Origin of the sequence: Nocardiopsis mwathae, from assembly GCF_014201195.1 — a bacterium.
Classification (GTDB): Bacteria; Actinomycetota; Actinomycetes; order Streptosporangiales; family Streptosporangiaceae; genus Nocardiopsis_C; species Nocardiopsis_C mwathae.
The window spans coordinates 121,252-146,730 of sequence record NZ_JACHDS010000001.1 but is presented as its reverse complement, the minus strand read 5'-3'; the positions used below and the strand labels follow the sequence as shown (position 1 = coordinate 146,730).

Genomic DNA, 25,479 nt, shown 5'->3' with positions numbered 1-25,479 from the left:
GTTGGATCGGAACGCCCCTTGCGCATCGCCACAGCCCTCTACCAGCGGTTCTCCCTACTCATCCACGAACTCGCCAAGTTCGGCACCGTCGGCGGCGTGGCCTTTGTGGTGCAAGTCGCCACCACCAACCTGCTGTGGACGGTGTTCGGCATGTCCGCCCTCCTCGGCCAGGCGCTCGGTACCGTCGTCGCCACCATCGCGGCCTTCATCGGGCACCGCCACTGGACCTTCAACACCCGTGCCCGGACCGGGCTGGCCCGCGAGTACGTCCTCTTCTTCATCATGAACGGCGTCGGCCTGCTGATCCAACTCGGCTGCGTGTGGACCACCGTCCACCTCCTCGGCCTGGACGGCGCCCTGGCCCGCAACATCTCCGGCAACATCATCGGCGTCGGCCTGGGCACCCTCTTCCGCTACTGGAGCTACCGCCGCTGGGTCTTCCCCGCCAAGCCGAACCAGCCGACGGCGGACCCCGCGGTCCCGGCCGACGCGGAACCCGCCCGCCGACCGTGAGGTGGCAGAGCACCTCCCCTTCAAGATCTTTATTCCGAATCAGGAATATTCCGCCAGGCCCATGGACTGCCCCCGGATCCGCTTCTAACGTCAGGGACGTGGCCGCGACGGCCCTGGCGAAGGGAGATCCGTGGACATCACCGAAGAGCTCACTCGCTTGACCGGTGGTGGCGGGCCTGCATGCGATGGTGACGATTGCCCCAACGTCTACGTGACAAGACATGGCACGTTCGTGGTCCAGGGCGACCAGTACCGCTCGTTGGAGGTACCAAAAGGCGAGGGTGCGGTGGAGATCCCGGAAAGTGTGCTGAGGGAGGCTGTTCGTGTACTTGGATGGTGACGCCTGGGTCAAGTTCTTCGACGCCTTCAAGGGCGAGGCGTTCCGGCTTGAGGTCCAGCCGACATACACGATGCCCGCTGAATCAGAGAGTTTCGCACGCTTCCTTCAGGGCGAACCGAAGCTTCCCGGCCACAACGCCAGGTGGCACAAGCGGCTCGCTGAATACATGGACCAAGGAAAGTCCGTAGGCCGCGTCAGGGTCGTTCGCCGCCCGCTCACCGACTACCAGCGGTATCAGTTCTCCTGGGGCATACCCGGAAACATTGCGCATGGCGAAGACATCCGCGTTCTCGATGCCACCGACGGCGTTCCCGATGGCCTCCCCATAGACCAGGACTGGTGGATGTTCGACGAAGAACGACTCGTCCACTTGAACTACCGGCCAGACGGCACCCAGATCAACCGCGAAGTCTTCGAGGGCGACCTCCAGCCGTATCGCGAATGGAAGCGGATCGCCATTGAGCACGCCCTCCCGTTGGCTGACTACCTGAAAGCGCACGGTGACGTTCTCCCCTGAACAGCTCGGTCAGTCGAAGCGTGATCTCGCGGAGACACTGAAGACGCTCAGGAAGCAAGCCGGTCTCACAGGAGACCGGCTTGCTCGGCGTTGCAGCATGTCCCAGAGCAAGATCAGCAAGATCGAGACAGGGAAGATGATTCCCAGCCTCGTCGACGTGGAGAGCATCCTCCGAGCTCTTGACGCACCACCAGCTCTGGTGGACGAGGTGGCCGAACTGGCGCGAATCGCCAACACCGAGTGGAACGCCAGCCGCTTGTCATGGCGCCGAGGGCTGGAAAAGCGGCAGTCCGAACTGGCCCATCTCGAAGCCGAGGCCACGGAGATCCGATATTTCCTTCCATCCATGATCACTGGATTACTTGCCACACCCGAATACATCCGCTCCAGCCTTGAACACGCCCCCGTAGACACCTCAAAGACCGTCGAGCGGAAATTGAAGCGCCAGGACCTCCTCTACGACACTTCCAAGTCGCTGACCTTCATCCTCACCGAGCAGGCCGTGAAATGGCCTATCGTGCCGCGTCCCGCCATGGCAGTCCAGGTCGACCGGCTGGTGTCGGTGTCCCACCTGCCGAGCATCCGTCTGGGTGTGATCCCTTTGGGCACGCCAACACCTAGAGGCCCATTGAGCACGTTCACCATCTACGACGATCGACTGGCGACCGCGGAGACTCTCACGGGGCGGATAGTCTTTCGGGACCCGAAAGACATCGACCAACACCGGGAGATCTTCTCCTCTTTCGAGGAGAACACCTTCTTCGACGACGACGCGCGAGATCTATTACTCGCGTGGGCCAACAGCTTCCGATAGCGCCTCACGAAACAAAATCCAACCCCCAGAAAGCAGTTTATTCTCATTCGAGAATAAGTCTTCCTCGTCGAACGCCTTCACGCGTACCTTCGTGTCATTCCACTGGAAACCACAGCGGATAAGAAAGGGATGGAACCTGTGAAGACTCCTTCTCCTGTCTTCTCGGAGCAGCGTGTGACTCCCGAAATCGCCCGCACCGAGCTCGCGAAGTTCTTCGTCATCGCGGACCTGGCGTCTGAATCGCCGGAGATGTTCTCCGCCTACATCGATGCCGAGTGGCATCGCATGCTCGGCACCAAGGAGTACCGTGCCCTGTACCGCGACGCGGTCGGGCACTCTGTCGGTCATGTCAGCGCACCCGGTTCGGGCACGCCATCGTGGCTGGGCCTCTATCACGAACGCTACGGGACGCTTCCGTGCGTGTGGTTCGCCGACAAGAACGGGGCTGTCGACAGGGAACTCTACGGCCGCTACCTCAGGAACCGGGGCGGTCGGCTCCATTCCGACGACGCGCCAGCAGAGGTACCGCTCATCGTCACCTGGGACTGCCAACCTACGACGAACGACGGGGACGACTTCCAGACCGCCTCGCCGCCGGAGACCGAGGGGTCGGGACACCTGACGTAAGGCTGGAGCGGCAAGGCGATCAACACGGGCGGGGCGTTGAGGGGCGTTCCGCCCGACTCCAAGCCCCGAGGGACACGAAGGAGATCTCCAGCGATGATTCGTCCACGCATCACCGCCACGACCGACCCCGCGGCGGTTCACCCCGGCCTCGCCGAGCACCAGAACGACATGATCCGCCGCTGCCCGTATCTCCGCCCTTCCGTGGATCGAGGGCTGACGGTCTGGTCGGCCTACGACGCCGAAACCGGCGACCAGCCCGAGCTTTTCGCTCTCCTCGTCGAGTCCGCAGAGGGACTCCGAGCCGCTCGCCGGGAGTCTGGTCCACTGGCCTGCCGCAACATCGCCATCCTCGGCCCGGAGGACAGCGACAGCGCCCGAAAGCTCCTGCAATGGCCGGCCTGGCTCGCCCGCAACCTCTATGCCCCGGTCCAGCTCATGGTCGGACGCTTCTGGACCGGTGTGGAACTCGTCGACAGCAAAGGCCAGGCGATGATGCCGCCTCCCGTCGCCTTCTTCTCACTGCGCAACGCGATCCCCAGTAAGGACGGGCTCTTCCTCGCGGAAAAGCTGCCCGACATCATGGCGATCCTGGAGCAGGGACCAGGTGACGACGGCCGGGACGTGTTCACGGAGCCGCTGGGACAGCCAGTCGACGATCCTGCCTCTGTCTACACGGAACTCAAGGCCCTGTTTCCGCCTCCGAGCCTCGCTACCACCAGGTGAGTGTGGACGCCGTGCTCTCCCATCAACTCGGCCGGAACGCTGAACTCCGACCCCTGGAGCCATGGAACGCCGAAGAGCTCTTCGACTGCGTGGAGTGCGCCAGGGAGCACCTGACCCCATGGACCGTCCTGGCAGCCCGGGTGACGGACGTATTCAGCGCTCGGAAACTCCTCCAGCACTACGCCGCCCGCCAAGCACACGACACAGGTCGATACCTCGGCATCTGGCGTGACGGTGCCCTGGTAGGCGGCGCCCTGTTCCGCACCTTCGACACTCGGTCAGCCTGCTGCGAGGTCGGTGCCTGGCTGATCCCCCAAGCCCAGGGACACGGCCTGGCGACCCTCGCTCTGCGTCACATGTTGGACTGGGCGTTCCATTCCCGGGGACTGCGACGATCCGAACTGCGCGCAAGCCCCGAGAATCCCCACGGACGAGGCATCGCCATGCGCCTCGGCATGGCTCACCAGACAACGTTGAGGAAGAGCTTCCTGCTCAACGGGATACACCACGACACCGAGGTCTGGGCCGTCACCGCCGAGAACTGGCAAGCCCAACGGAGCTTCTGCGGAACGTGCCCCTCGCCGGGACCTTAGGCCAGCCGATAACGAGAAGGGCCACCGAGACGGCGCTGGATGGCGTCGAACCACTGGTCCGCATGCGAGCACCGTTCGCGAATCGCGTCGATGCCAGTGAGATAGATGGCGTCCGGCCCATCCGCTGTCTTTCTGTACTTCGGGTAGAGCGCTTGCAGCCGCTTGGAGGGGGCGGTGTTCGGGCCGTCGTTGACGAGTTCCGCTCCGCCCTCCTCAGCGGTCAGGGCGCTGACCGCTGCCGCGATCCTTTGGTCTCCAGTGACGATTCCGAGCGCTTCCGGGCAAGCCAAGACCCACGTCTCGGTCTCATGAAGAAGCAGGTGTGGAAGGAACCGAGAGTCACCGATGGCCTCGGCCATCGCGCGTTCCACATGGACAACCTGATCGTGAGGCGTAGCAGAAGGCCGGTCCGCCATTCCAGGGGTGTCCGGCGGCGCTCCGTAGTAGTCGATGAAGGTCGTCACGAGACCGAGGGACGAGTCCTTGAGCAGTAGCCGGATCTCCACCTGGATCTTGCTCCACTTGGAGACACCTCCCTTGAAGGCGCTTCCGCCCGCAGCCCGCCGAGTCGTGAGGATCGAGTGTGTCGCGTAGACACCCCTCGCTTCGAGGTAGGGGGCGATGGTCTCGCGGACAACCGTTTCCTCGGTCTGACCCTCGCAGAGGATGTGGAGACGCCGCACGTTCACCCTTGTTCTGGCCGTGGACGACCGCCGATGAGGTTCTTCAGCCACAGCTCTCCGAGGGAGTACTCCTCTAACCATTCACGGAGTCGGTCAGGATCGGGACGGCTGAACGACGACGCGCCGTCATGGCGTTCCGCGACGATCAGGTCCTCAAGCGCGAACTGATCCATAAGGGTGACCGACTGGGTGGCGAGGACGACCTGGCTGCCCTGGCTCGCCGAGCGCAGCATGTCAGCGAGCTGGACCATGGCGTAGGGGTGCAGGCCGAGCTCTGGCTCGTCTAGGACGATCAGGGCGGGTTTCTCTGGGAGGTTGAGCAGGGTCGTGAGACAGATGAACCGCAACGTGCCGTCTGACAGGGCACTCGCGGGAAAGACCGTGTCGGATCCCTCCTGCTTCCAACGGAGGTGGATCCGCTCGTTTCTCTCGACAAGCACGAAATCGCGGAAGAAGGGCGCGACCCTCTGGATGTCGCGCACGATTCGACCGTAGACCGCCGGGTCCTCTTCTCGCAGCCTGAGCAGGACCGCTGCCAAGTTGCCCGCGTCGGGATGGAGGGTCAGGTTGTCCGCAACGTATCCGGCCTGCTTCACCGGCGCGTTCGCGCTCGTGTCGTGGAAGTGGAAGACGCGGCAGCCACGCAACATGTCAGCCACAGTTTCAAACGCCGACCGCATAGCAGACGGCTCGCCATCGACGGCACTCGATACGTAACTCTCGCGGTACCCTCCGCGACCGGATATCGGCAGCCTGCTCTTAAGCCCTGGGTTCAGTAGTGCAGTCTCGCCCACGAAAACCAGCTCATCATCGGCTGTGGGGACGAGCTCAGCCCGGTAACCGACAGCCATGGACCACAGCTGCAGTCGAATCTCCCTGCTGATCTTGGGGCCTCCGTGCAGGAGAGTGGACGCCCCACCGCTCTGCGCGACGAACAGACCGAGTTCGGCGTCCGCGATCCTTCCCAGCATTGCCAGTGCAGCTATCAGGTTGCTCTTGCCCGCCCCGTTAGCCCCGACCAACACGTTGAGGGATCCGAGTTCCACGGTCGCGGAGCGGATCGAGGTGAAGCCCTCCACCGTGAGCGCGCGAAGTCTGCGGCGTTCCATACGTCAACCCTAGATGCATGCAGTGAGACAACGGGGGGTTACCGGTGGGCGGCTCGCCTGGGGGCAAGGGGAGCCGCCCACCGGTGGTCGGGCTCAGGAGACCAAGCAGGAGACGGTCCACGTTCCGATGACGGTGGCGCCGTCGGGGAGGGGCGTGGTGTCGTACGGACTGACGGTCCGCACCCACAGGTCGGTCTCCTCGGAGTACAGGTCGTAGCGCTCAAGGGCTTCCCACAGCGAGTAGGGCATCGGCGCGCAGCGGCAGGCGCAGTGTCGGGCGTTCAGCGTGGGCTTGAGGGGAGACCGGAGCCCGGCCAGGGACACCCCGTCTTCGTCAGGCTCGCCGCCCTTGATGACCTGGACGACCGTGGTCGAAACGTCGGGGGTTGCGTACTGGGTGGCAGACATGGAGGCAGCTCCTTGCCGTGAGGGAAGCACCACACAGGGTGCTCAGCCAACTCCAGTATGATTGTGTTTGAACTCACGATCAAGCGATTCTTGTGTTCAAACTAAATATTCTCATGCGCAGGTCACCACTACGATCGAGGCACGCCCGCGCCGAGGAAGGGGAACCGTGGCAGAGGGACACTCGCCCAGCGTGCGTCGCCGCCGCCTGTCCGCAGCGCTCAAGAGATTGCGCGGCCAGAGCGGCATGTCCGCTGCTGAAGTCGCGAATCAGCTGAACTGGTCTTCGGCCACGAAGGTCACGCGAGCTGAACGGAACGAGTGGAAGTTCCCCAAGCGCGGGGACGTCGAGTCATTGCTCGACCTCTTCGGGGTGGAGGGCGAGGAGCGCGAGCATCTTCTCAGCTTGACCGAGGAAGCCCGCGGACGCAGCGACTGGCACAAGTATGCAGACTTGTTTCCGGGCTCCCTGCCCGACATCGAGGCCGAAGCAGTCAGGATCCGAACGTACGAGGCACTAGTGGTGCCGGGCCTGCTCCAAACCCCCGACTATGCAACGGCAGTCGCCCAGGCGAGCCAGGTAGTCCCCACCGAACAGATCGAGCGCAAGGTCGAGTCCCGGATGCTCAGGAGAGGGGTACTGAATGCTCCCGCTGGGCCTCACCTGACGGCAGTCGTGGATGAAGCGGCCCTCCGCAAGGTGGTGGGATCCCACAACACCATGGCGGACCAGCTGCGCTTTCTCTCCGGCATGGCCGCGCACTACAAGGTGAGTGTGCTGGTACTTGCCAACGAGGCTGGAGCACATCCGGCGATCGATGGTGCGTTCACCCTGTTCGACTTTCCCCGCCCAGAACCCGGAATCGTCTCCATATCTACGGGAGTTGAGACTCTCTACGTTGAAGACGGCGAGTACTTCGACCGACACGTACTGATCTTCGATGCCATCCAGAACCTTGCGCTGGACCCGCAAGGCTCCCTGAACTTGATCGATTCCATCGCCGCAGAACACGAGAAGCGAGCTTGACCATGCTGTTGGACTTCCTCAAATCCTCCTACTCCACCGGGCAGGAGAACTGCGTGGAGGTCGCCCAGATCCCACCGACCTTCCGGACCTCCTCCTACTCCTCTGGCGGAGACAACTGCGTCGAGGTCGCCGACCTCCCCACCGGCGCTGCCATCCGTGACTCCAAGCACCCCGACCTCGGTCATCTGGCCGTCGGGGCGGCGGAGTGGGTGGCGTTCACCAGGTGCGTCCGCCGTGAAGCGATTGGCGGCTGACCTCCACTGCGACCAGCGGGGCGCCCCCACCGGGCGCCCCATCTTGTTTCGATGGGAACGGTGGAGGCCCCTGGACTTCCGGTTGACCTGGATCTAGCTTGAGGTTCCATACTCGCTTCCGGGAGGTTCGGTGGGACGAGGAGCGAGACGGCGCGCGGGCTCTGAGCACGCGCGTGTCGGTGAGGGAGGTCGGCGATGACAAGAGCCATCCGCTACAGCCGCTACGGCGGCCCCGAGGTGCTTGCGCTGGAGGACGTGCCCACACCCCGTCCCCGTGCCGGGCAGGTGCGGGTCGCGGTGCACGCCGCCGGGGTCAACCCCGTCGACTACAAGATCCGCGAGGGCAGGTTCGGCGGCTCGGTCGACACTCCGCGGGGGACGGGGATCGACGTCGCCGGGACCGTCGACGCCGTGGGCCCCGGCGTCGACGCGTGGCGGGTGGGTCAGGCCGTGTTCGGCAAGGCGTCCTCCGGCTCCGCGGCGACCCACGCGCTGGCGCGGGCCGACATGATCGTGGCCAAGCCCGATTGGCTCTCCTTCGAGCAGGCCGCATCGCTGCCGGTGGCCGCCCACACCGCCTACCGCACCCTGCGCGAACTCGACGTGCGCGCCGACGAGACACTGCTGATCCACGCGGTGGCGGGCGGGGTCGGGCTCATCGCCGCCCAGCTGGCCACCGCATGGGGCGCGCGGGTCATCGGTACGGCGAGCGAGCGGCGCCACGCGTTCCTCCGCAAGATCGGTGTCGAGCCCGTCGCCTACGGAGACGGCCTCGACGAGCGGCTGCGCGAGGCCGCGCCCGGCGGTGTCGACGCCGTCCTGGACTGCTCGGGGCGGGGCGAGCTCCCGGTGTCGATCGAGCTGGCGGGCGGCCGCGACCGGGTGCTGACCATCGCGGCGGCCGACGCCGCCGCGCACGGCGTGCGCTTCTCCGACGGCAAGGACGCCGGCCCCCTGCCGGTGGCGATCGAGGCGGTCCTGGACCTGATGTCGCGCGGGGAGCTCGAACTGCCCGTCGCCGAGGTCTACCCGCTGGAGCGGACGGCCGATGCCCAGCGCAGCAGCAAGGCCGGGCATGTTCTCGGCAAGATCGTGCTGAGAGTCCACGGGGACTGACGGACGGACACCCGGTTTCACCTGGTTTCTACCTTATTTTTTCGGCAAAGCTTGCCCATGTTAAGGACAAGGCGCCCGAAGCATCTGCTATGTCCGCTATGTGCGGGTGGGTATTTTCGACCACACGACGGTCGTTCGGCGCGCATAATAGGGAAATCCCCGCGACTCGACTTACGATCAGGTACATGACCTGCGTTTTGCTGGCCGAAGACGATACCTCGATCTCCGAGCCCCTGGCCCGTGCGCTGCGGCGCGAGGGGTACACGGTGGACGTGACCGTCAACGGCAATGAAACCCTCGACCGCGCGCGAGGCGGGGACATCGACCTGATGGTCCTCGATCTCGGCCTGCCCGAAATGGACGGGCTCGAAGTGGCCAGGCGCCTGCGCGCCGAAGGCCACGGCACCCCGATCCTGATCCTGACCGCGCGGGCCGACGAGGTCGATACAGTCGTAGGACTCGATGCCGGAGCCGACGACTACGTGACCAAACCGTTCCGCCTCGCGGAACTCCTGGCCCGCGTACGTGCCCTGCTGCGGCGGGGCGGCGCCGAGGTACCCGTCGTCCACGGGGTGCGCATCGACAACGACTCCCGCCGCGCCTGGCTCGGCGACCGCGAGCTACAGCTCACCACCAAGGAGTTCGACCTGCTCCGCGTCCTCGTACGCGACGCCGGCAAGGTCGTCACCCGGGAGCAGATCATGCGGGAGGTGTGGGACACCAACTGGTGGGGTTCCACCAAGACGTTGGACATGCACATCTCCTGGCTGCGCCGGAAACTCGGAGACGACGCCAACCATCCGTCCTACATCACGACCGTCCGAGGTGTCGGCTTCCGGTTCGAACGCGAATAGGCCGACCTGCGCCGCGATACCCCCGCGGATGAGCCCGCCACGGGCTCCCGCAGGCCGCGCGGACAAGGAGTGACATGCGCAGGCGGATGCTGTTCTCCACCTTGGTGGTGACGGTCATCGCGGTGATGCTGCTCGGCCTGCCCTTGGGCGCGCTGACCTACAAGTCCGTCTACGACGAGAACATCCAGCAGGTACAGCACGAGGCCGACATCATCGGCGCGGACGTCGACTCGCAGCTGGAGGAGACGGGGAGGATCGACCGGGACCAGTTCGCCTCGACCTACCCGCAGCGGCACATCGAGATCGTCATCCCCGGGGCCACTGCGCCCATCCTCGCCGGTGGATGGGACATCGACCCCGAAGCCGAGGACGCACCCGACACGATGCGTGCCGAAGCGGTGTCGGCCACCGGCGTCCAGATCACGGTCTGGCGCGACGCCCGCAGCGTGCAGGAGAGCATCCTCAACGCCTGGATGGGCATCGCCGCGCTGTCACTCCTGGCCATCGGGCTGGCGGGCGGCCTGGCGATGCTCCAGGCCCGCCGCCTCACCCTCCCCCTGGTCGACCTGGCCGCGACCGCGGAACGGCTCGGCTCGGGGGTGGCCACCCCCTGGGGCCACCGGTACGGCATCCCCGAGGCCGACCGGGTCGCCGAGGTGCTGGACCGCAGCGCCGAGCGCATCGCGGGCCTCATCGCCACCGAACGGCACTTCGCGACGGACGCCTCCCACCAGCTACGCACCCCCTTGACGGCGCTGACCATGCGTCTGGAGGAGATCGTCGCGGAGGCCGACGACCCCGAGGTCGTCCGCGAGGAGGGCGAGGCCGCACTCGCCCAGGCCGAGCGGCTCGTGGAGACGATCGAGAGCCTGCTCGGCCGCGCCCGCCAGAGCCAGAACCCCGAGGTCGAAGCCGTCGAGATCGACGACGTCCTGGACCGGTTCATCGCCGAGTGGTCACCGGTGTTCCGCCGGGAGCACCGGGAGCTGGTGCTGGACGGGGAGCGCGGGCTGACCGCCATGACCGTGCCCACCGACCTGACGCAGATCCTCGCCACCCTGGTGGAGAACGCCTTCAAGCACGGCAAGGGCACCGTCGTCGTCCGCCCGGTCGACGGCGGCCACTCCGTGCGCATCGAGGTGAGCGACGAGGGCGAGGGCATCCCCGAACACCTCTCCGGACGGATCTTCGACCGGGAGGTCAGCGGGGGCGACGGCACCGGGCTCGGCCTTGCGCTGGCCCGCCACATCGCCGAGTCGGAGGGCGCCCGCGTCGAGCTCATCCACACCCGGCCGACCACGTTCGCCCTCTTCCTGCCCTCCGGTGCCGGCGGTCTGTCGAAGATCAGCGGACCGGTGTGAGGTCGGGGCGATGACCATGGCGGTGGGCGTCGATCCGGTCCCCCGATCGCGCCGACCGCCATGGTCATCCGCGGGGGTGTCAGTGCCCCCTGTCGATCCACTCCTGCAGATGCGGTGCCTCGGCCCCGATGGTCGTGGACTCCCCGTGCCCCGGGTACACCACCGTCTCCTCCGGCAGCGTCAGCAGCCGCTCCCGGATCGAGGAGATGATCTGCGGAAAGTCGGAGTACGACCGGCCGGTGGCCCCGGGCCCGCCCTGGAACAGGGTGTCGCCGGTGAACACCACCCCCAGCTCGGCCGCGTACAGGCACACCGCTCCGGGCGCGTGCCCCGGTGTGTGCAGCACCTCCAGCTCGACGCCCCCGGCCTGTAGCTTCTCCCCCTGCAACAGCGGAGCGTCGGGCTCGCGCTTGGGGTAGTACATATGCCACAGCGGGGCGTCGTCCGGGTGCAGCAGGATCGGCGCGTCCGCCAGCTCGGCCAGGTCGGCCGCCGCGTTGATGTGGTCGTTGTGCGCGTGCGTGCACACGATGGCCATCAGCTCGCGGTCGCCCAGCGCGCGGGCGATCTCCTCGTGGTCATGTGCGGCGTCGATCACGATCGCCGTGCGGTCGTCGCCGACGATCCACACGTTGTTGTCGACATCCCACTCGCCTCCGTCCAGCGCGAACGTGCCCGACGTGACGAGCCTGCGGACGGCGTCCGGATACGTCTCGGCCATCTACAGGGTCACCACCGAGCGCAGTACCTCGCCGCGGTGCATCTTGGCGAACGCCTCCTCCACATCGTCCAGTCCGATCCGCTCCGACACGAACCGCTCCAGCGGGAGGCGGCCCTGCAGGTACAGATCGACCAACATCGGAAAATCACGGGACGGCAGGCAGTCCCCGTACCAGGATGACCTGAGCGCACCACCGCGGCCGAACACGTCGAGCAGCGGCAGCTCGATGGTCATCTCGGGTGTGGGCACACCGACCAGCACCACGGTCCCCGCCAGGTCGCGGGCGTAGAACGCCTGCCGGTACGTTTCGGGTCGGCCCACCGCGTCGATCACGACGTCGGCACCGTTGCCGCCGGTGAACTCCCGGATCGCTTCCACCGGTGCCCGCTCCCGGGAGTTGACGGTGTGCGTGGCGCCGAACTCCGACGCCCACGCCAGCTTGCGGTCGTCGATGTCCACGGCGATGATCGTGGCCGCGCCCGCCAACCGGGCACCCAGGATCGCGGCGTCGCCCACGCCGCCGCACCCGATGACCGCCACCGAGTCCCCGCGGGACACACCCCCGGTGTTCATCGCCGCCCCCAGCCCGGCCATGACCCCGCACCCCAGCAGCCCGGCCACCGCGGCATCGGCGCCGGGGTCGACCTTGGTGCACTGCCCTGCCGCGACCAGCGTCTTCTCCGCGAACGCGCCGATGCCCAGCGCCGGGGACAGCTCGGTACCGTCGGCCAGCGTCATCTTCTGCGCGGCGTTGCGGGTGGCGAAGCAGTACTGGGCGCGGCCGCGCCGACAGGCCCGGCACCGGCCGCACACCGCCCGCCAGTTCAACACCACGAAGTCACCGGGCTCCACCTCGGTGACGCCCGCACCCACCGCCTCCACGACGCCCGCCGCCTCATGCCCGAGCAGAAACGGGAAATCGTCGCCGATACCGCCCTGCCGATAGTGCAGATCGGTGTGGCAGACCCCGCACGCCTGGACGGCGACCAGCGCCTCCCCCGGCCCCGGATCAGGGACGACGATGGTTTCCACCCCGACCGGCGCGTCCTTCTTCCGGGAGACGACTGCCCTGACTTCATGCGCCATGTATGGCTCCTCACACCTGGCTCGCGACGGTGCAACCTCCCGCACTCAGGCTCGCCGCTCGCTTCACCGCCGACCCCATCAAGCCTCCGGCCACCCAGGATCGACGCCTCCGCTCACGCACTCGCCTTCGTGACGGTGCTCTCCTCCGCACTCAGGCTCGCCGCTCACTTCACCGCCGACCCCATCAAGCCTCCGGCCACCCAGGATCGACGCCTCCGCTCACTCACTCGCCTTCGTGACGGTGCTCTCCTCCGCACTCAGGCTCGCCGCTCACTTCACCGCCGACCCCATCAAGCCTCCGGCCACCCAGGATCGACGCCTCCGCTCACTCACTCGCCTTCGTACGGGTCATCCCAGCGCGCAGGCCCTCATACCTGCCGCTGTTCCCCAACATGCCGGATCGAGGTCCCGGAGGAAAGAACTTTGCCGTGCGAATGGTGTCGTCCCTGGTAGGGGGAGCTCAGTTCGGTGGGCGGACGGGCTCGAAGGTGCGGCGCAGGACGTAGGGCTGGAGCTTTCCGAGCCCGTGGGCGTGCCTCGGGCGAACGGGCTCCACCTGCAGCGACTCCTCGTCCTTGAGGAGTTCGGCGAGTGTCTCGTCGATCAGCACGGTGCCGGGGCGGGCGAAGGAGGTCAGGCGGCTGGACCGGTTCACCGTGGTGCCGAAGACATCGCCGAGCAGGGCGAGGACGGGGCCGTAGGCCACCCCCACACGCACGTCGGGGACGTCGATGTGGGTGGTGACCCCGACGCTGAGCCGCAGGGCGATCTCCGCGGCCTGCTTCGCCGTGTTGGCCACGTACAGGATCTCGTCGCCCAGCGTCTTGACCACCCGACCGCCGCCCGAGGCGACGATGTCGGTGGCGGTCGACTCGAAGCCCTCGACGACCTCGGCCAGCCCCACCTCGTCCAGCTCGCGGCTGAGCGTCGTGAAGGACACCAGGTCGGCGAAGCCCACCGCGAGGGGGAAGTACGTGGGGGCAGCGCTCTCCGTACTCTCCATGAAGGCGATCCGGCGCGCGGCCGAGGCCGCCAGCTGGCGCCGCCAGATGTGCAGCAGCAGCACCTCCACATCGGGAAGCACCCCCTCGGCGATGCCGACGAGGCTGTCCAGCCGGTCCTCGCCGACCTCACCTTCAGGCCCGCGGGACATGGTGCTGAGGATGCTGGTCTGCCATTCGGCGAGCCGGGTCATGGTCTGCCCCATGGCGCGGGCCAGCCTGATGGCGGCATCGTCGTCGACGATGCCGCTCTCCAGCAGCCGCGTGGCGACGCGTAGCGCCTCGACATCGCTGTCGGTGAAGGCGATGGCGTCCTCGTCGCGAGTGGCGAAGCCCAGCGCCCGCCAGACGCGGCCGGAGAACTCCGGTGAGGCTCCCGCGAGCCGCACCGCCTCGGCACGGGTGTACCGTGCCTCTCCTCCGAGCAGGGCGGCTTCGATCTCCGTGGGGTCGGGGCGCGACGGCATACGTTCTCTCGTGTTCGAGGCCGGTGCGACGGCGCGGGGGATTTCCTTCTACCGGCCGGTTGGAAGGCACTGTCACGTGCGTGTGACTGTCGGTTTAGTACGCGGAAGCCACACTCGTCAAGAAACCGCATGCGCAGCGGGGGCGGGGCGGCGCACCGGCGGGGTGGCTTCCGTTTCACCGCCCTCCGTTGATCTCGGGGGTATCGACCGAATTCTCGCCGGTGCTCGGTCGATACCCCCGAGATCAACGGAGGATCGGAGGACGTCATCGGTGAAGCGTCACCGGCCGTGGTGGTCCGGCGGCTCGGGCGGCGGGGTCGAGCGCCGGTTGGCCTCCTCGACCTGCCGGTAGATCTCGCTTTGCAGCCACTCCACACGCGGCACCTTACGCAGTTCCATACCCTCCTGCTCGGAGGCCGACTGTACGGACAGGTTGCCGTAGCGCATGATGCGCTCCCACAGCGAGATGCTGAAGGTGACGTCGTTGACGCGGGTCAGCGGCATGTCGCGGCCGTGTTTGGAGAGCATGCCGTACCGGTACATCAGCCGCCGGTTGGTCAGGATGTAGGCGGTGGTCCACCACTTGAGGGTGGGGATCAGCCAGAACACGACCGCGGCGATGACGGCGACGAGGATGACCGCGTAGGTCGCCCACTGGGTCCATTCCTCGCCCGCGGGCATGAACCAGACCAGCCCCGCGGCGACGGCGATGACGACGATCAACGCGATGAACTCCGCCAGCACCGTCGTCCAGTGTTGGCGGGTGACGTACACCAGCTCCTCGCCCTCGGCGAGGTAGCGGTCCGCGATAGCCATGGGAGTGATCCTTGCATAGGACCCGGGTGCGCGCGCCGGGGACATCCCGGGCCGACACCGGATAATGTCCGCTTTACCCGATTTTCTGGCGGAGGGGAATGGCGCGGAATTGGCGCGCCCTTGGCCGACTCATGACCTCCCGTTCCCCTGGGCTCCCACCGGGCTTCCCGCACCTCACAGCGCTCACGGAGGCCCGCGGGACGCCGCCCGCTCAGTGCTTCGCCGCGGGTGGGCGCATCCCGGCTAGGGCACCACCGGGCGGACGTGGACGACGTCCCCGGCGCTCAGCGCCTCCTCGCCCCCGGCACCCGTGCGGACCAGCAGCCGCCCCTCGGCGTCCACCCCGGTCGCCCGGCCCTCGGCCGCCCGGCCGCCCGGAAGGTGGACCCGGACCAGCCGCCCGACCGTGCCGCATCGCTTCCGGTACTCCTCGGCGAGCCCGCTCGCCTCCGCATCGCCACCGTGCCGCACCCACGCCGTGTACAGCTCGGCGAACCCGCGCAGGACCGCCCGCAGCAGCGGGTCGCGGTCGGTGACGGGGGCGCCCTCGGCCGCGAGCGACGTCGCCGTGTCGACCGGCAGCTCGTCGCGCCGCTGCAGGACGTTGAGCCCCATCCCGATGACCACCGCCGACCGCCCCCGGGCGGCCGCCCCCTCGGCGGGGAACGCGGCCTCGGAGAGGATCCCGGCCAGCTTGCGCTGTGTGCCCTCGGCGTCGACACCCCCGGACAGCACGTCGTTCGGCCACTTCAACGAGGCCGGCAGCTCGCCGACGCGCCGGACCGCGTGCACCGCCGCCACCCCCATGAGCAGCGGCAGCCAGCCCAGGCGTTCCGCCGGGACGTCCGGGCGCACCAGCACCGAGAATGTCAGGGCGGCGCGGGCCGGGGTCTCGAACGTCCGGTCCAGCCGCCCGCGGCCCGCCGTCTGGTGCTCGGTGACCAGCACCGTCCCCTCTGGCGCGCCCTCCCGCGCGCGCGACACCAACTCGGTGTTGGTCGACCCCGTCTCGGGGGCGACCTCGATCCCGGTCCACAGCCCGCCGGGCCGGACGAGGACCCGCTGCAGCGCGGCCTCCCGCAGGGGAGGGCGGTCGAGATCGGTGTAGGGAGAGTCGCCGGTCATGCGCCCAATCTATATCCGCACACGGCGAGCGCCCGGTCTCCCGACCCCGGCCGCACCCACGCCTCCGCCGGCCTCCGAGACCGACGGAGAGCCTCCGAGACCGACGGAGAGCGGAGGGGTCGGGGCGAGGGGTGTCAGCCGGTGTTCTGCAGGCCGGCGGCCACGCCGTTGACCGATAGCAGGAGCAGCCGCTCCAGGTGGCGGTGGTCCTCCTCGCCCAGCGACTCCGCCTCCGGGCCGCGCAGCGCCTCCAACGCCCGCAGCTGCAGGTGGGACAGGGCGTCCACGTAAGGATTGCGCAGGTCGACCGCGCGGGACAGGACCCGGCGGTTCTCCAGCAGCCGCTTGTGTCCGGTCACCGCGAGCACACGCTCACGCGTACGGTCGTACTCGGCGAGGACCAGCTCGGTGAGCTCCGGACGGCCGCCCAGCGCCAGGTAGCGCTCGGCGATCGTCCGGTCGGTCTTGGCCAGGCTCATCTCGGCGTTGTCGAGCAGCGAGGAGAACAGCGGCCACTCCGTGTAGGCGCCACGCAGCGTGTCCAGGTCGTCGACCGAGGCCAGGCCGGTGCCCAGGCCGAACCAGCCGGGCAGGTTGACGCGGGTCTGCGTCCAGGCGAACACCCACGGGATCGCGCGCAGGTCCTCCAGCCCGCGGGCGGCGCCGCGGCGTGCGGGGCGCGACCCCAGCCGCAGCTCACCGAGCTCCTCCAGCGGGCTGACCCGGGAGAACCACTCCGCGAAGCCGTCGCTGTCGATGAGCCGCCGGTAGGCGTCGTGCGCGGCGCCCGCGATGCCGTCGGCCACCTCCCGGTACTTCGCCGCAGCCGTGGTGGCGCGCTCCTGCACCGTCCGCGTGGACGCCATCAGCACCGCGTGGCCCACCTGCTCGATGTGCCGACGGGCGATGGCGCGCTGCCCGTAGCGGGCGAAGATGACCTCGCCCTGCTCGGTCACCTTGAACCGCCCCGCCACCGAGCCCGGCGCCTGGGCGAGCAGCGCCCGGCTGGCCGGTCCGCCGCCGCGGCCCAGAGATCCCCCGCGCCCGTGGAACAGGGTCAGCTTGATGTCGTTGCGCTCGGCCCACGCGACCAGCTCGGCCTGGGCGTCGTACAGCCGCAGGGTCGCGCTGACCGGACCGACGTCCTTGGCGGAGTCGCTGTAACCGAGCATGACCTCCAGCCGACGGCCGGACTCGTCGAGCCTCCGCCGCACCGCAGGCAGCTCCAGCATGCCGTCGAGCACGGTCGGCGACGCCGCGAGGTCGGCGCCGGTCTCGAACAGCGGGATCACGTCGAGCACCGGCACGCGACCCGCGGGGAGGGCGTGTTCGGCCAGCTCGTGGACGGCGGCGATGTCGTCCGCCGACTGGGTGAAGCTCACGATGTAGCGGCGGCAGGCGTCCACGCCGAACCGGTCCTGGATCCAGGAGACGACCCGCAGCGTCGCCAGCACCTCCTGGGTCTTCTCCGACAGCTCACCCCCGGCGCGGACCTCGGCCAGCGCTTGGGCGTGCACGGCGCTGTGCTGCCGGATCTCCAGCTCGGCCAGGTGGAACCCGAAGGTCTCCGCCTGCCAGATGAGGTGCTGCAGCTCGCCGTTGGCCTGCCGGTCGGCCCCGGCGGCGGCCAGCGACCGCTGGACCGCGCGCAGGTCGGACAGGAACTCCTCCGGGCCGCGGTAGGCGAGGTCGGCGTCGCGCTCGCGGGTGGCGCGCAGCCGTTCGGTGGCGAACAGCAGCAGCTGGCGGTGCGGCTCGTTCGGCGACCGCTTCGCGATCCCGCCCATCACCCGCGGGTACCCGGCCTGGGCGGTCGCGATCAGGTCGCTCAGCTCCGCCGACGGCGGGGTGAGGTTGCCGTACACCGTCAGCGTCCGCCCGATGCGGCCGCACGTGTTCTCCAGGGCCCGCAGCACGTACTCGGACTGGATGGAGATCGCCTCGCGGGTGATCTCGTGGGTGACGAACGGGTTGCCGTCGCGGTCGCCGCCGATCCAGCTGCCGTAGCGCACGAACGCCTTGGCCTTGGTGGGCCTGCGTCCGCTGTCGGCCGGGTCGATGGCGGTGTCCAGCGCGCGGTACACCTCCGGAACGACTCGGAAGATCGACTCCTCGAAGGCGGCCATGGCGGTGCGGACCTCGTCCAGCGGGTCGAGCTTGGTGTAGCGCAACTGGGAGGTGCGCCAGAGCAGGTCGACCTCCTCCAGCAGGTGCCGGTGCGCCTCGGCCTCGGCCGAGCTGCCCGGGTGCGCCGCGTGCAGCTCCTCCAGGTGCCCGCTGATGCGCAGGATCGCCGTGGAGACCGCGCGCCGCCGCGCCTCGGTGGGGTGCGCGGTCAGCACCGGGTGGAACTCCATACCCTCGACGAACTCGCGCAGCCGTTCCTCGCCGGAGTCCTCCCGGACCCCGTGGACGGCCGCTGCCAGCGACTCGCGGGGCGGGTTGTCGGCGTCGTCGCGCTCGCGCAGGGCGCGCATGCGCTGGTGTTCTTCGGCGAGATTTGCCAGGTGGAAGTAGACGGTGAACGCCCGCGCCACCTGCTTGGCCCGCTCCAGCGGCCACGAGGCCACCAGCCGGGTGATCTCCTCACCGGTGACCGAACCGTCCCGGGCGCCGATGACGGCCCGGCGCAGCCGCTCGACGTCGGCCAGCAGGTCTTCTCCGCCGCTCTCCGCGAGGACGGTACCGAGCATCTCGCCCAGCAGGCGGACGTCGCCGCGCAGCTGGTCGGGCATCTCCTGGCGAGCACTGTCGCGCTCCGCGCTTACCGCAGTCATGTGCGAAACCCTACCCAGATTGGTCTGAACCATTGAGCGGCGGGGGTCACCTATCCCCAGCTTCGCAGAGGCGGTGAGCTCGGCGGAAGCGTGACCGGCGCCCCAGGCCCGACCGGGTGCGAACGCACGATCGGGGGCCGACGGCCGATTCAGGGGCCGGGTGGGGTGGCCCTCCCTGGCCCGCGTCGGGTTGGGTGGCTCAACGGCACGTGGACGACCACCCGTTCGACGGCGGGCAAGGAATCGGAAAGGATAGGCAAGGAATGGGGAAGGCCGCAGGCGCGCCGGAGCCTCGCGACCCGCGCGCGAACCGCCCGAGATCTCCGTTCCGAGCCGGGATTCCGCAGCGGAGGAGTGGGACGGGGAATGGGGCGGGGTGTGCGCAACCCCACTTACCCTTGGGTAACCGGGGTCACGTTCCTGCGGAGACCAGCGCCGGGACTATGGTGAGGCGTTATGGCGACCGAAGCCCCTGAACCGCTGCCCGCGGCCGACATCGACATCCGCACCACTGCGGGCAAGCTCGCCGACCTGCAGCGCCGCCGGTACGAGGCCGTGCACGCCGGTTCCGAGCGAGCGATCGAGAAACAGCACGCTAAGGGCAAGATGACCGCGCGCGAGCGCATCGACGCCCTGCTCGACCCCGGGTCCTTCGTGGAGTTCGACGCCCTGGCCAGACACCGCTCCACCCAGTTCGGCCTGGAGAAGAACCGCCCCTACGGCGACGGCGTCGTCACCGGATACGGCACCGTGGACGGCCGCCCGATCGCCGTCTTCAGCCAGGACGTCACGGTGTTCGGCGGATCCCTCGGTGAGGTCTACGGGGAGAAGATCGTCAAGGTCCTCGACCACGCCCTGAAGACCGGGTGCCCCGTCGTCGGCATCAACGAGGGCGGCGGCGCCCGCATCCAGGAGGGTGTGGTCGCGCTCGGCCTCTACGCCGAGATCTTCAAGCGCAACGTGCACGCCTCCGGTGTCATCCCGCAGATCTCGCTGATCATGGGAGCCGCCGCCGGCGGGCACGTCTACTCCCCCGCACTGACCGACTTCATCGTCATGGTCGACCGGACCTCGCAGATGTTCATCACCGGCCCCGACGTCATTAAGACCGTCACCGGCGAGGACGTCTCCATGGAGGACCTGGGCGGCGCACGGGCCCACAACACCCGGTCCGGTGTCGCCCACTACATGGGCACCGACGAGCAGGACGCGCTCGACTACGTCAAAGAGCTGCTGTCCTATCTCCCGTCGAACAACCTGGAGGACCCGCCCGTCCCGGCACCCGATTCCGACGGCGGCGCCGAGTTCGAGATCAGCGACTCCGACCTCGAACTCGACACCTTCATCCCGGACTCCGCCAACCAGCCCTACGACATCCACACGGTGATCGAGCATGTGCTGGACGACGGCGAGTTCCTGGAGGTGCACGCCCAGTTCGCCACCAACATCGTCGTGGGCTACGGCCGGGTCGAGGGCCGCCCCGTCGGCGTCGTCGCCAACCAGCCGATGAGCTTCGCCGGCTGCCTGGACATCCACGCCTCGGAGAAGGCCGCCCGGTTCGTCCGTACCTGCGACGCCTTCAACATCCCGGTGCTCACCTTCGTGGACGTGCCCGGCTTCCTGCCCGGTACCGACCAGGAGTGGAACGGCATCATCCGGCGCGGCGCCAAGCTGATCTACGCCTACGCCGAGGCCACCGTCCCACTCATCACCGTCATCACGCGCAAGGCTTACGGCGGCGCCTACGACGTCATGGGTTCCAAGCACCTGGGCGCCGACATCAACCTGGCCTGGCCCACCGCGCAGATCGCGGTCATGGGTGCCCAGGGAGCGGTCAACATCCTGCACCGCCGGGCCCTGGCCGCCTCGGACGATGTCGAGACCGAGCGCGCCAAGCTCATCCAGGAGTACGAGGACACCCTGCTCAACCCCTACTCCGCCGCGGAACGGGGGTATGTCGACGGCGTCATCCTGCCGTCGGAGACGCGGGTGTCGGTCGCCAAGGCGCTGCGCAGCCTCGCCGACAAGCGGCAGCAGCTGCCGCCGAAGAAGCACGGGAACATCCCCCTGTGACCGAGGCGCGCCGGGGACGGTAGATCACGTAGGGAACGAGAAGAGGGTAGATGTCGAACGCAGCCGATCAGCAGCGGAGCCCCGCCCCCTACCTGCAGGTGGTCCGCGGCGACCCGTCCAACGAGGAGGTCGCCGCACTGGTGACGGTGCTGACCGCCCGCGCACGCGCCACCCGCGCGCCGCGCGCGGCCGCGGCCTCCGGCGGCCGCACGCGTTCGGCCTGGAGCGACCGCGCCCAGCTGGTCCGCCACCCCCTCGCCCCCGGACCGGGCGCCTGGCGGAACAGCCTGAGGCCCCGGTGATCCCTCGCCGCACCCCCTGACCTCGACCGACCTCACGCGGGGTAGGAGACAACCGACTTCGCCGGATCTGGGCGGATCCCCCGCACACTTCCTAGACTTCTCACGACCAGGCGCGACACCCATCCGGTCCGGCGCCGTAGCAGGAGGAAATTCGACCGTGCGTAAAGTTCTGATCGCCAACCGCGGCGAGATCGCGGTGCGGATCGCCCGCGCCTGCAAAGACGCCGGACTCACCAGCGTCGCCGTCTACGCCGAACCCGACCTCGACGCCCTGCACACCACCACCGCCGACCAAGCCCACGCCCTCGGCGGAACCACCCCCGCCGACAGCTACCTCGACATCACCAAAATCCTCACCATCGCCCAACGCACCGGCGCCGACGCCCTCCACCCCGGCTACGGGTTCCTCGCCGAGAACGCCGACTTCGCCCAAGCCGTCATCGACGCCGGACTCACCTGGATCGGCCCCCCGCCCGCGGCCATCACCGCCCTGGGCGACAAGGTCCAGGCCCGCCACATCGCCCAGAAGGTCGGCGCCCCCCTGGTCGCCGGCACCCCCGACCCCGTCGCCGACGCCGACGAGGTCCTCGCCTTCGCCCGCACCCACGGGCTGCCGATCGCGATCAAGGCCGCCTTCGGCGGCGGCGGGCGCGGACTCAAGGTCGCCCGCACCCTGGACGAGGTGCCCGACGCCTTCGAGTCGGCGGTGCGCGAGGCCACCACCGCCTTCGGCCGCGGGGAGTGCTTCGTGGAGCGCTACCTGGACCGGCCCCGCCACGTGGAGACCCAGTGCCTGGCCGATGCCCACGGCAACGTGGCGGTGGTCTCCACCCGCGACTGCTCCCTGCAGCGCCGCCACCAGAAACTCGTCGAAGAGGCCCCCGCGCCGTTCTTGTCGCCGGAGCAGACCGAGCTGCTCTACACCTCCTCCAAAGCCATCCTGCGCGAAGCCGGGTATGTGGGGGCGGGCACGTGCGAGTTCCTGGTCGGGGCCGACGGCACCGTCTCCTTCCTGGAGGTCAACACCCGCCTGCAGGTCGAGCACCCGGTCACCGAGGAGGTCACCGGCATCGACCTGGTCCGCGAGATGTTCCGCATCGCCGACGGCGAGGAGCTGGGCTACACCGACCCCCCGGCCCGCGGCCACTCCTTCGAGTTCCGGATCAACGCCGAGGACGCCGGGCGCGGCTTCATGCCCGCCCCGGGCACCATCACCGCGCTGAACCTGCCCGGCGGGCCCGGGGTGCGGGTGGACACCGGCTGCCAGGCCGGGTTCACCGTCCCCCAGGCGTTCGACTCCATGGTCGCCAAACTGATCGTGACCGGCGCCACCCGCGCCCAGGCCCTTGAGCGCTCCCGCCGCGCGCTGGGCGAGTTCGAGGTCGGGGGGATGCCCACCGTGCTGCCCTTCCACCGCGCGGTGGTGGAGGACCCCGCCTTCGCCCCCCAGGGCGATGCGCCGTTCAGCGTGCACACCCGGTGGATCGAAACCGAATTCACCACCCCCATCGAGCCCTACACCGGGGAGACCGAGCAGGCCGAGGCCCCCGAGCGCGACACCGTGACCGTGGAGGTCGGGGGCAAGCGGGTCGAGGTCGTCCTCCCCGCCGGACTCGGCGCCGACCTGGGTCCGGTGGGCGCGGGCCGGGGTGCGAAGAAGGCTCCCAAACGCGGCAGGGGCGGCGGCAGCCGGGCTGCTGCGGCGGCGAGTGGGGATGCGCTGGTCTCGCCGATGCAGGGCACGGTCATCAAGCTGGTGGCCGAGGACGGCCAGGAGGTCGCCGAGGGCGACACGGTCGTGGTCATCGAGGCGATGAAGATGGAGCAGCCGCTGACCGCCCACAAGTCGGGCACCGTCACCGGCCTGGCCGTCACCGCCGGCGAGACCGTCGCCAACGGCGGCGTCATCTGCGAGATCAAGGACTCCTGACCGCACACAGACGCTTCACGATGCAACGTGATGCGGCGTGATACGGCATTCCGCGGGGCGGGGACCGACCGGTCCCCGCCCCGCAGCCCTCCTCGAAGATGAGCATGGGCTCGCATCCGCTGATGCCCGTTTCGCCCGAACGAATCCCATGATCATCCCGGGGAGCGGTTCCGGCCCGACCGGGTGCCCCGACCTACAGAAAGCGCTTTCCGTCCCCTGTCCTCCGTTGATCTCGGAGATATTGGGGTATCAGCGCCGATTTTCACCCCGATATCTCCGAGATCAACGGAGGACAGGGCGGGGCCGGGGCCGAACCGAGGCGCTGGCCTCCGCTGCTGGCCCGGCCGGGCACCCACCCGCGCGGCGAACGGTGTCGGTGGTGGTGGTGGCGACGACGACTCAGGCGTCGATGCCAGTGCCAGATCCTCCCCTTCTGACCTCCCGTGTTGCGCTGTGAGGGACGTCTCCCCCGCTACACATCCCCGCGCACATCCGATGATCCGCGCACAGGTGATCAGGTTGATACCAGGGCGATTGGGAATAAAGCGGCCGTGCTGGCTATTGTTCACGTTCGTGACGAACATTTGGGGCCTCACCGAGCGACGGCACATCGATCTGTGCCGCGTCGCCAGCCAAGCGTGTCGTCGTTCCTGAGAACGACCCTTCCCCCAGCGCGCCTCTGGCCGCGCGCCATCGTCCACCGGGACGCCGCACGATCCCCGCGAGCGCCCGGGCATCGCTCTGATCTTGGAGTCTCCCAGTGCTATCCGCACTTCGGCGTGTCCCATTCGCCGTGCAGGTCCTGCTCGCCCTCGTCCTCGGCATCGCGCTCGGCATCGTCGCCCGCCAGATGGGCGGCACCACCGACGACCCGAACTGGCTCGCCGTCACCCTCGACACCATCGGGTCGACGTTCGTCACCCTCCTCCGCACCATCGTTCCGCCGCTGATCATCCTCGCGGTCATCTCCTCGATCGCCAGCCTCCGCAACGTCTCCAACGCCGCCCGACTCGCCGGACAGACCCTGCTCTGGTTCGCCATCACCGCTCTGGTCGCCGTCGCGATCGGTATCGGGCTGGGCCTCTTCATCCGGCCGGGCCTCAACAGCGGCGTCGACCCGTCGACCGCGGCCGATCCGAGCACCCACGGCTCCTGGCTCGCGTTCCTGGAGAGCCTGGTCCCGACCAACTTCCTCGGCCTGACCGCCAGCACCAGCGCCGACGACGCCGGAGTGCTCAGTACCAGCCTGTCCTTCAACGCGCTGCAGCTCATCGTCATCGCCATCGCGATCGGCGTGGCCGCCGTCAAGGTCGGCAAGTCCGCCGAGCCGTTCCTCGCCTTCACGCAGTCCGCGCTGGACATCGTGCTGAAGGTGCTGTGGTGGGTCATCCGGCTGGCGCCGCTGGGCACGGTCGGCCTGCTCGGCAACGCCGTCTACAGCTACGGCTGGACCACCATCGGCGCACTCGGCAAGTTCACCCTGGCCATCTACATCGGTCTGGCGCTGGTGCTGTTCGTCGTCTACCCGGTGCTGGCCCGCGCGCACGGGCTGTCGGTGGTGAAGTACTTCAGCGGCGTGTGGCCCGCGGTGCAGCTCGGCTTCGTCTCGCGCTCCTCCATGGGCACCATGCCCGTGACGCAGCGCGTCGCCGAGTCCAACTTCGGCGTGCCCCGGCACTACGCCTCCTTCGCCGTGCCGTTCGGCGCCACCACCAAGATGGACGGTTGCGCCGCCATCTACCCGGCGATCGCGGCGATCTTCGTCGCCCAGTTCTTCGGGGTCGACCTGGGCATCACCGACTACCTGCTGATCGTCTTCGTCTCGGTGATCGGCTCCGCCGCCACCGCGGGCACCACCGGCGCCACCGTCATGCTGACGCTCACCCTGTCGACCGTGGGTCTGCCGCTGGAGGGCGTCGGGCTGCTGCTCGCCGTCGACCCGATCCTGGACATGGGCCGTACCGCCACCAACGTGGCCGGCCAGGCGCTCATCCCGGCGGTGGTGGCCAAGCGCGAGGGCATCCTCGACGAGGAGCGGTACAACGAGCCGCGCGGCCTGGGCGGGTTCGTGGCGCCGGAGTTCCGCAGCGCGGCGGAGCTGGCCGCCGACGCCGATCGTGACGCCTCCGCCGCAGAGGACGATTCGGCTGGCCGGAAACCGGCATCGGTGACCGCACCGTAGCGCCGGAACTCCCGGAACGTCCGGTTCCGGCGACGCACCATGGGGCGGCCCGCCACGACGGCG

26 protein-coding genes are annotated in these 25,479 nt (G+C 68.6%); 17 read left to right on the top strand and 9 right to left on the bottom strand.

Annotated features, from left to right (window positions below):
* Nucleotides 1-18: 18 nt before the first annotated feature.
* The 7 genes from HNR23_RS00655 (at nucleotide 19) to HNR23_RS00625 (ending at nucleotide 4,127) form a co-directional block, all read left to right on the top strand.
* The gene (locus tag HNR23_RS00655) at nucleotides 19-513 is read left to right on the top strand and encodes a GtrA family protein (RefSeq protein WP_184072455.1); all 495 of its coding nucleotides are present in this window, start codon (nucleotides 19-21) and stop codon (nucleotides 511-513) included.
* Between the two features lie 130 nt (nucleotides 514-643).
* Nucleotides 644-853 carry a hypothetical protein gene (locus HNR23_RS00650; RefSeq protein WP_343070372.1) on the top strand — a complete coding sequence of 70 codons (210 nt, stop codon included), beginning with the start codon at nucleotides 644-646 and terminating at the stop codon, nucleotides 851-853.
* The gene (locus HNR23_RS00645; RefSeq protein ID WP_184072453.1) at nucleotides 837-1,370 is read left to right on the top strand and encodes a DUF6879 family protein; all 534 of its coding nucleotides are present in this window, start codon (nucleotides 837-839) and stop codon (nucleotides 1,368-1,370) included. Before HNR23_RS00650 ends, HNR23_RS00645 begins: the two co-directional genes overlap by 17 nt.
* A complete protein-coding gene (locus tag HNR23_RS00640) occupies nucleotides 1,354-2,184 on the top strand; it encodes a Scr1 family TA system antitoxin-like transcriptional regulator (RefSeq protein WP_184072450.1) in 831 nt (276 codons plus the stop codon). Before HNR23_RS00645 ends, HNR23_RS00640 begins: the two co-directional genes overlap by 17 nt.
* Before the next feature lie 174 nt (nucleotides 2,185-2,358).
* Nucleotides 2,359-2,811: a hypothetical protein gene (locus HNR23_RS00635; protein ID WP_184072448.1), complete on the top strand. Its 453-nt coding sequence runs from the start codon at nucleotides 2,359-2,361 to the stop codon at nucleotides 2,809-2,811.
* Between the two features lie 93 nt (nucleotides 2,812-2,904).
* Nucleotides 2,905-3,534: a hypothetical protein gene (locus tag HNR23_RS00630; protein ID WP_184072446.1), complete on the top strand. Its 630-nt coding sequence runs from the start codon at nucleotides 2,905-2,907 to the stop codon at nucleotides 3,532-3,534.
* On the top strand, nucleotides 3,531-4,127 hold the full coding sequence (locus HNR23_RS00625) for a GNAT family N-acetyltransferase (protein WP_343070371.1): 597 nt from the start codon (nucleotides 3,531-3,533) through the stop codon (nucleotides 4,125-4,127). Before HNR23_RS00630 ends, HNR23_RS00625 begins: the two co-directional genes overlap by 4 nt.
* Here HNR23_RS00625 and HNR23_RS00620 read toward each other — a convergent pair.
* From HNR23_RS00620 to HNR23_RS00610, 3 genes are all read right to left on the bottom strand, one after another.
* The gene (locus tag HNR23_RS00620; protein WP_221307985.1) at nucleotides 4,124-4,810 is read right to left on the bottom strand and encodes a DUF4276 family protein; all 687 of its coding nucleotides are present in this window, start codon (nucleotides 4,808-4,810) and stop codon (nucleotides 4,124-4,126) included. The genes HNR23_RS00625 and HNR23_RS00620 overlap by 4 nt on opposite strands.
* 2 nt (nucleotides 4,811-4,812) lie before the next feature.
* Nucleotides 4,813-5,919 carry an AAA family ATPase gene (locus HNR23_RS00615; RefSeq protein ID WP_184072443.1) on the bottom strand — a complete coding sequence of 369 codons (1,107 nt, stop codon included), beginning with the start codon at nucleotides 5,917-5,919 and terminating at the stop codon, nucleotides 4,813-4,815.
* Between the two features lie 93 nt (nucleotides 5,920-6,012).
* Complete coding sequence (locus tag HNR23_RS00610) at nucleotides 6,013-6,327, bottom strand: hypothetical protein (RefSeq protein ID WP_184072441.1); 315 nt, start codon at nucleotides 6,325-6,327, stop codon at nucleotides 6,013-6,015.
* Between the two features lie 166 nt (nucleotides 6,328-6,493).
* Between HNR23_RS00610 and HNR23_RS00605 the strand changes: the two genes are divergently transcribed.
* The 5 genes from HNR23_RS00605 (at nucleotide 6,494) to HNR23_RS00585 (ending at nucleotide 10,936) form a co-directional block, all read left to right on the top strand.
* Entirely contained in the window at nucleotides 6,494-7,351 is an 858-nt protein-coding gene (locus HNR23_RS00605; protein WP_184072439.1) for a Scr1 family TA system antitoxin-like transcriptional regulator, read from the top strand.
* Nucleotides 7,352-7,353: 2 nt separating this feature from the next.
* Nucleotides 7,354-7,605, top strand: coding sequence for a DUF397 domain-containing protein (locus tag HNR23_RS00600; protein WP_184079666.1), 252 nt, complete (start codon nucleotides 7,354-7,356; stop codon nucleotides 7,603-7,605).
* 195 nt (nucleotides 7,606-7,800) lie between these two features.
* Nucleotides 7,801-8,721 carry an NADP-dependent oxidoreductase gene (locus HNR23_RS00595; protein WP_184072437.1) on the top strand — a complete coding sequence of 307 codons (921 nt, stop codon included), beginning with the start codon at nucleotides 7,801-7,803 and terminating at the stop codon, nucleotides 8,719-8,721.
* A 185-nt stretch (nucleotides 8,722-8,906) separates the two neighbouring features.
* On the top strand, nucleotides 8,907-9,575 hold the full coding sequence (locus tag HNR23_RS00590) for a response regulator transcription factor (protein ID WP_184072435.1): 669 nt from the start codon (nucleotides 8,907-8,909) through the stop codon (nucleotides 9,573-9,575).
* A gap of 74 nt (nucleotides 9,576-9,649) precedes the next feature.
* Nucleotides 9,650-10,936 carry an ATP-binding protein gene (locus tag HNR23_RS00585; RefSeq protein ID WP_184072433.1) on the top strand — a complete coding sequence of 429 codons (1,287 nt, stop codon included), beginning with the start codon at nucleotides 9,650-9,652 and terminating at the stop codon, nucleotides 10,934-10,936.
* Nucleotides 10,937-11,015: 79 nt separating this feature from the next.
* Here HNR23_RS00585 and HNR23_RS00580 read toward each other — a convergent pair whose 3' ends face one another.
* The 6 genes from HNR23_RS00580 to HNR23_RS00555 all read right to left on the bottom strand — a co-directional run bounded on the left by HNR23_RS00580 (nucleotide 11,016) and on the right by HNR23_RS00555 (nucleotide 18,887).
* Complete coding sequence (locus HNR23_RS00580; RefSeq protein WP_184072431.1) at nucleotides 11,016-11,657, bottom strand: MBL fold metallo-hydrolase; 642 nt, start codon at nucleotides 11,655-11,657, stop codon at nucleotides 11,016-11,018.
* On the bottom strand, nucleotides 11,658-12,743 hold the full coding sequence (locus HNR23_RS00575) for an S-(hydroxymethyl)mycothiol dehydrogenase (RefSeq protein WP_184072429.1): 1,086 nt from the start codon (nucleotides 12,741-12,743) through the stop codon (nucleotides 11,658-11,660).
* Nucleotides 12,744-13,203: 460 nt separating this feature from the next.
* Nucleotides 13,204-14,211, bottom strand: a complete 1,008-nt coding sequence (locus HNR23_RS00570; protein ID WP_184072427.1) for an adenylate/guanylate cyclase domain-containing protein — start codon at nucleotides 14,209-14,211, stop codon at nucleotides 13,204-13,206.
* A gap of 279 nt (nucleotides 14,212-14,490) precedes the next feature.
* Complete coding sequence (locus HNR23_RS00565) at nucleotides 14,491-15,027, bottom strand: PH domain-containing protein (RefSeq protein ID WP_184072425.1); 537 nt, start codon at nucleotides 15,025-15,027, stop codon at nucleotides 14,491-14,493.
* A 243-nt stretch (nucleotides 15,028-15,270) separates the two neighbouring features.
* A complete protein-coding gene (locus HNR23_RS00560; protein WP_184072423.1) occupies nucleotides 15,271-16,152 on the bottom strand; it encodes a biotin--[acetyl-CoA-carboxylase] ligase in 882 nt (293 codons plus the stop codon).
* A 134-nt stretch (nucleotides 16,153-16,286) separates the two neighbouring features.
* A complete protein-coding gene (locus tag HNR23_RS00555; RefSeq protein WP_221308277.1) occupies nucleotides 16,287-18,887 on the bottom strand; it encodes a phosphoenolpyruvate carboxylase in 2,601 nt (866 codons plus the stop codon).
* Nucleotides 18,888-19,385: 498 nt separating this feature from the next.
* Between HNR23_RS00555 and HNR23_RS00550 the strand changes: the two genes are divergently transcribed.
* The 5 genes from HNR23_RS00550 (at nucleotide 19,386) to HNR23_RS00535 (ending at nucleotide 25,416) form a co-directional block, all read left to right on the top strand.
* Nucleotides 19,386-21,002, top strand: a complete 1,617-nt coding sequence (locus HNR23_RS00550; RefSeq protein WP_184072421.1) for an acyl-CoA carboxylase subunit beta — start codon at nucleotides 19,386-19,388, stop codon at nucleotides 21,000-21,002.
* Nucleotides 21,003-21,052: 50 nt separating this feature from the next.
* Complete coding sequence (locus tag HNR23_RS00545) at nucleotides 21,053-21,304, top strand: acyl-CoA carboxylase subunit epsilon (protein WP_184072419.1); 252 nt, start codon at nucleotides 21,053-21,055, stop codon at nucleotides 21,302-21,304.
* 157 nt (nucleotides 21,305-21,461) lie between these two features.
* Complete coding sequence (locus HNR23_RS00540) at nucleotides 21,462-23,234, top strand: ATP-binding protein (RefSeq protein WP_184072417.1); 1,773 nt, start codon at nucleotides 21,462-21,464, stop codon at nucleotides 23,232-23,234.
* 495 nt (nucleotides 23,235-23,729) lie between these two features.
* A complete protein-coding gene (locus HNR23_RS27590; protein ID WP_394353732.1) occupies nucleotides 23,730-23,888 on the top strand; it encodes a putative leader peptide in 159 nt (52 codons plus the stop codon).
* 106 nt (nucleotides 23,889-23,994) lie between these two features.
* On the top strand, nucleotides 23,995-25,416 hold the full coding sequence (locus HNR23_RS00535; RefSeq protein ID WP_184072415.1) for a cation:dicarboxylate symporter family transporter: 1,422 nt from the start codon (nucleotides 23,995-23,997) through the stop codon (nucleotides 25,414-25,416).
* Nucleotides 25,417-25,479 lie beyond the last annotated feature (63 nt).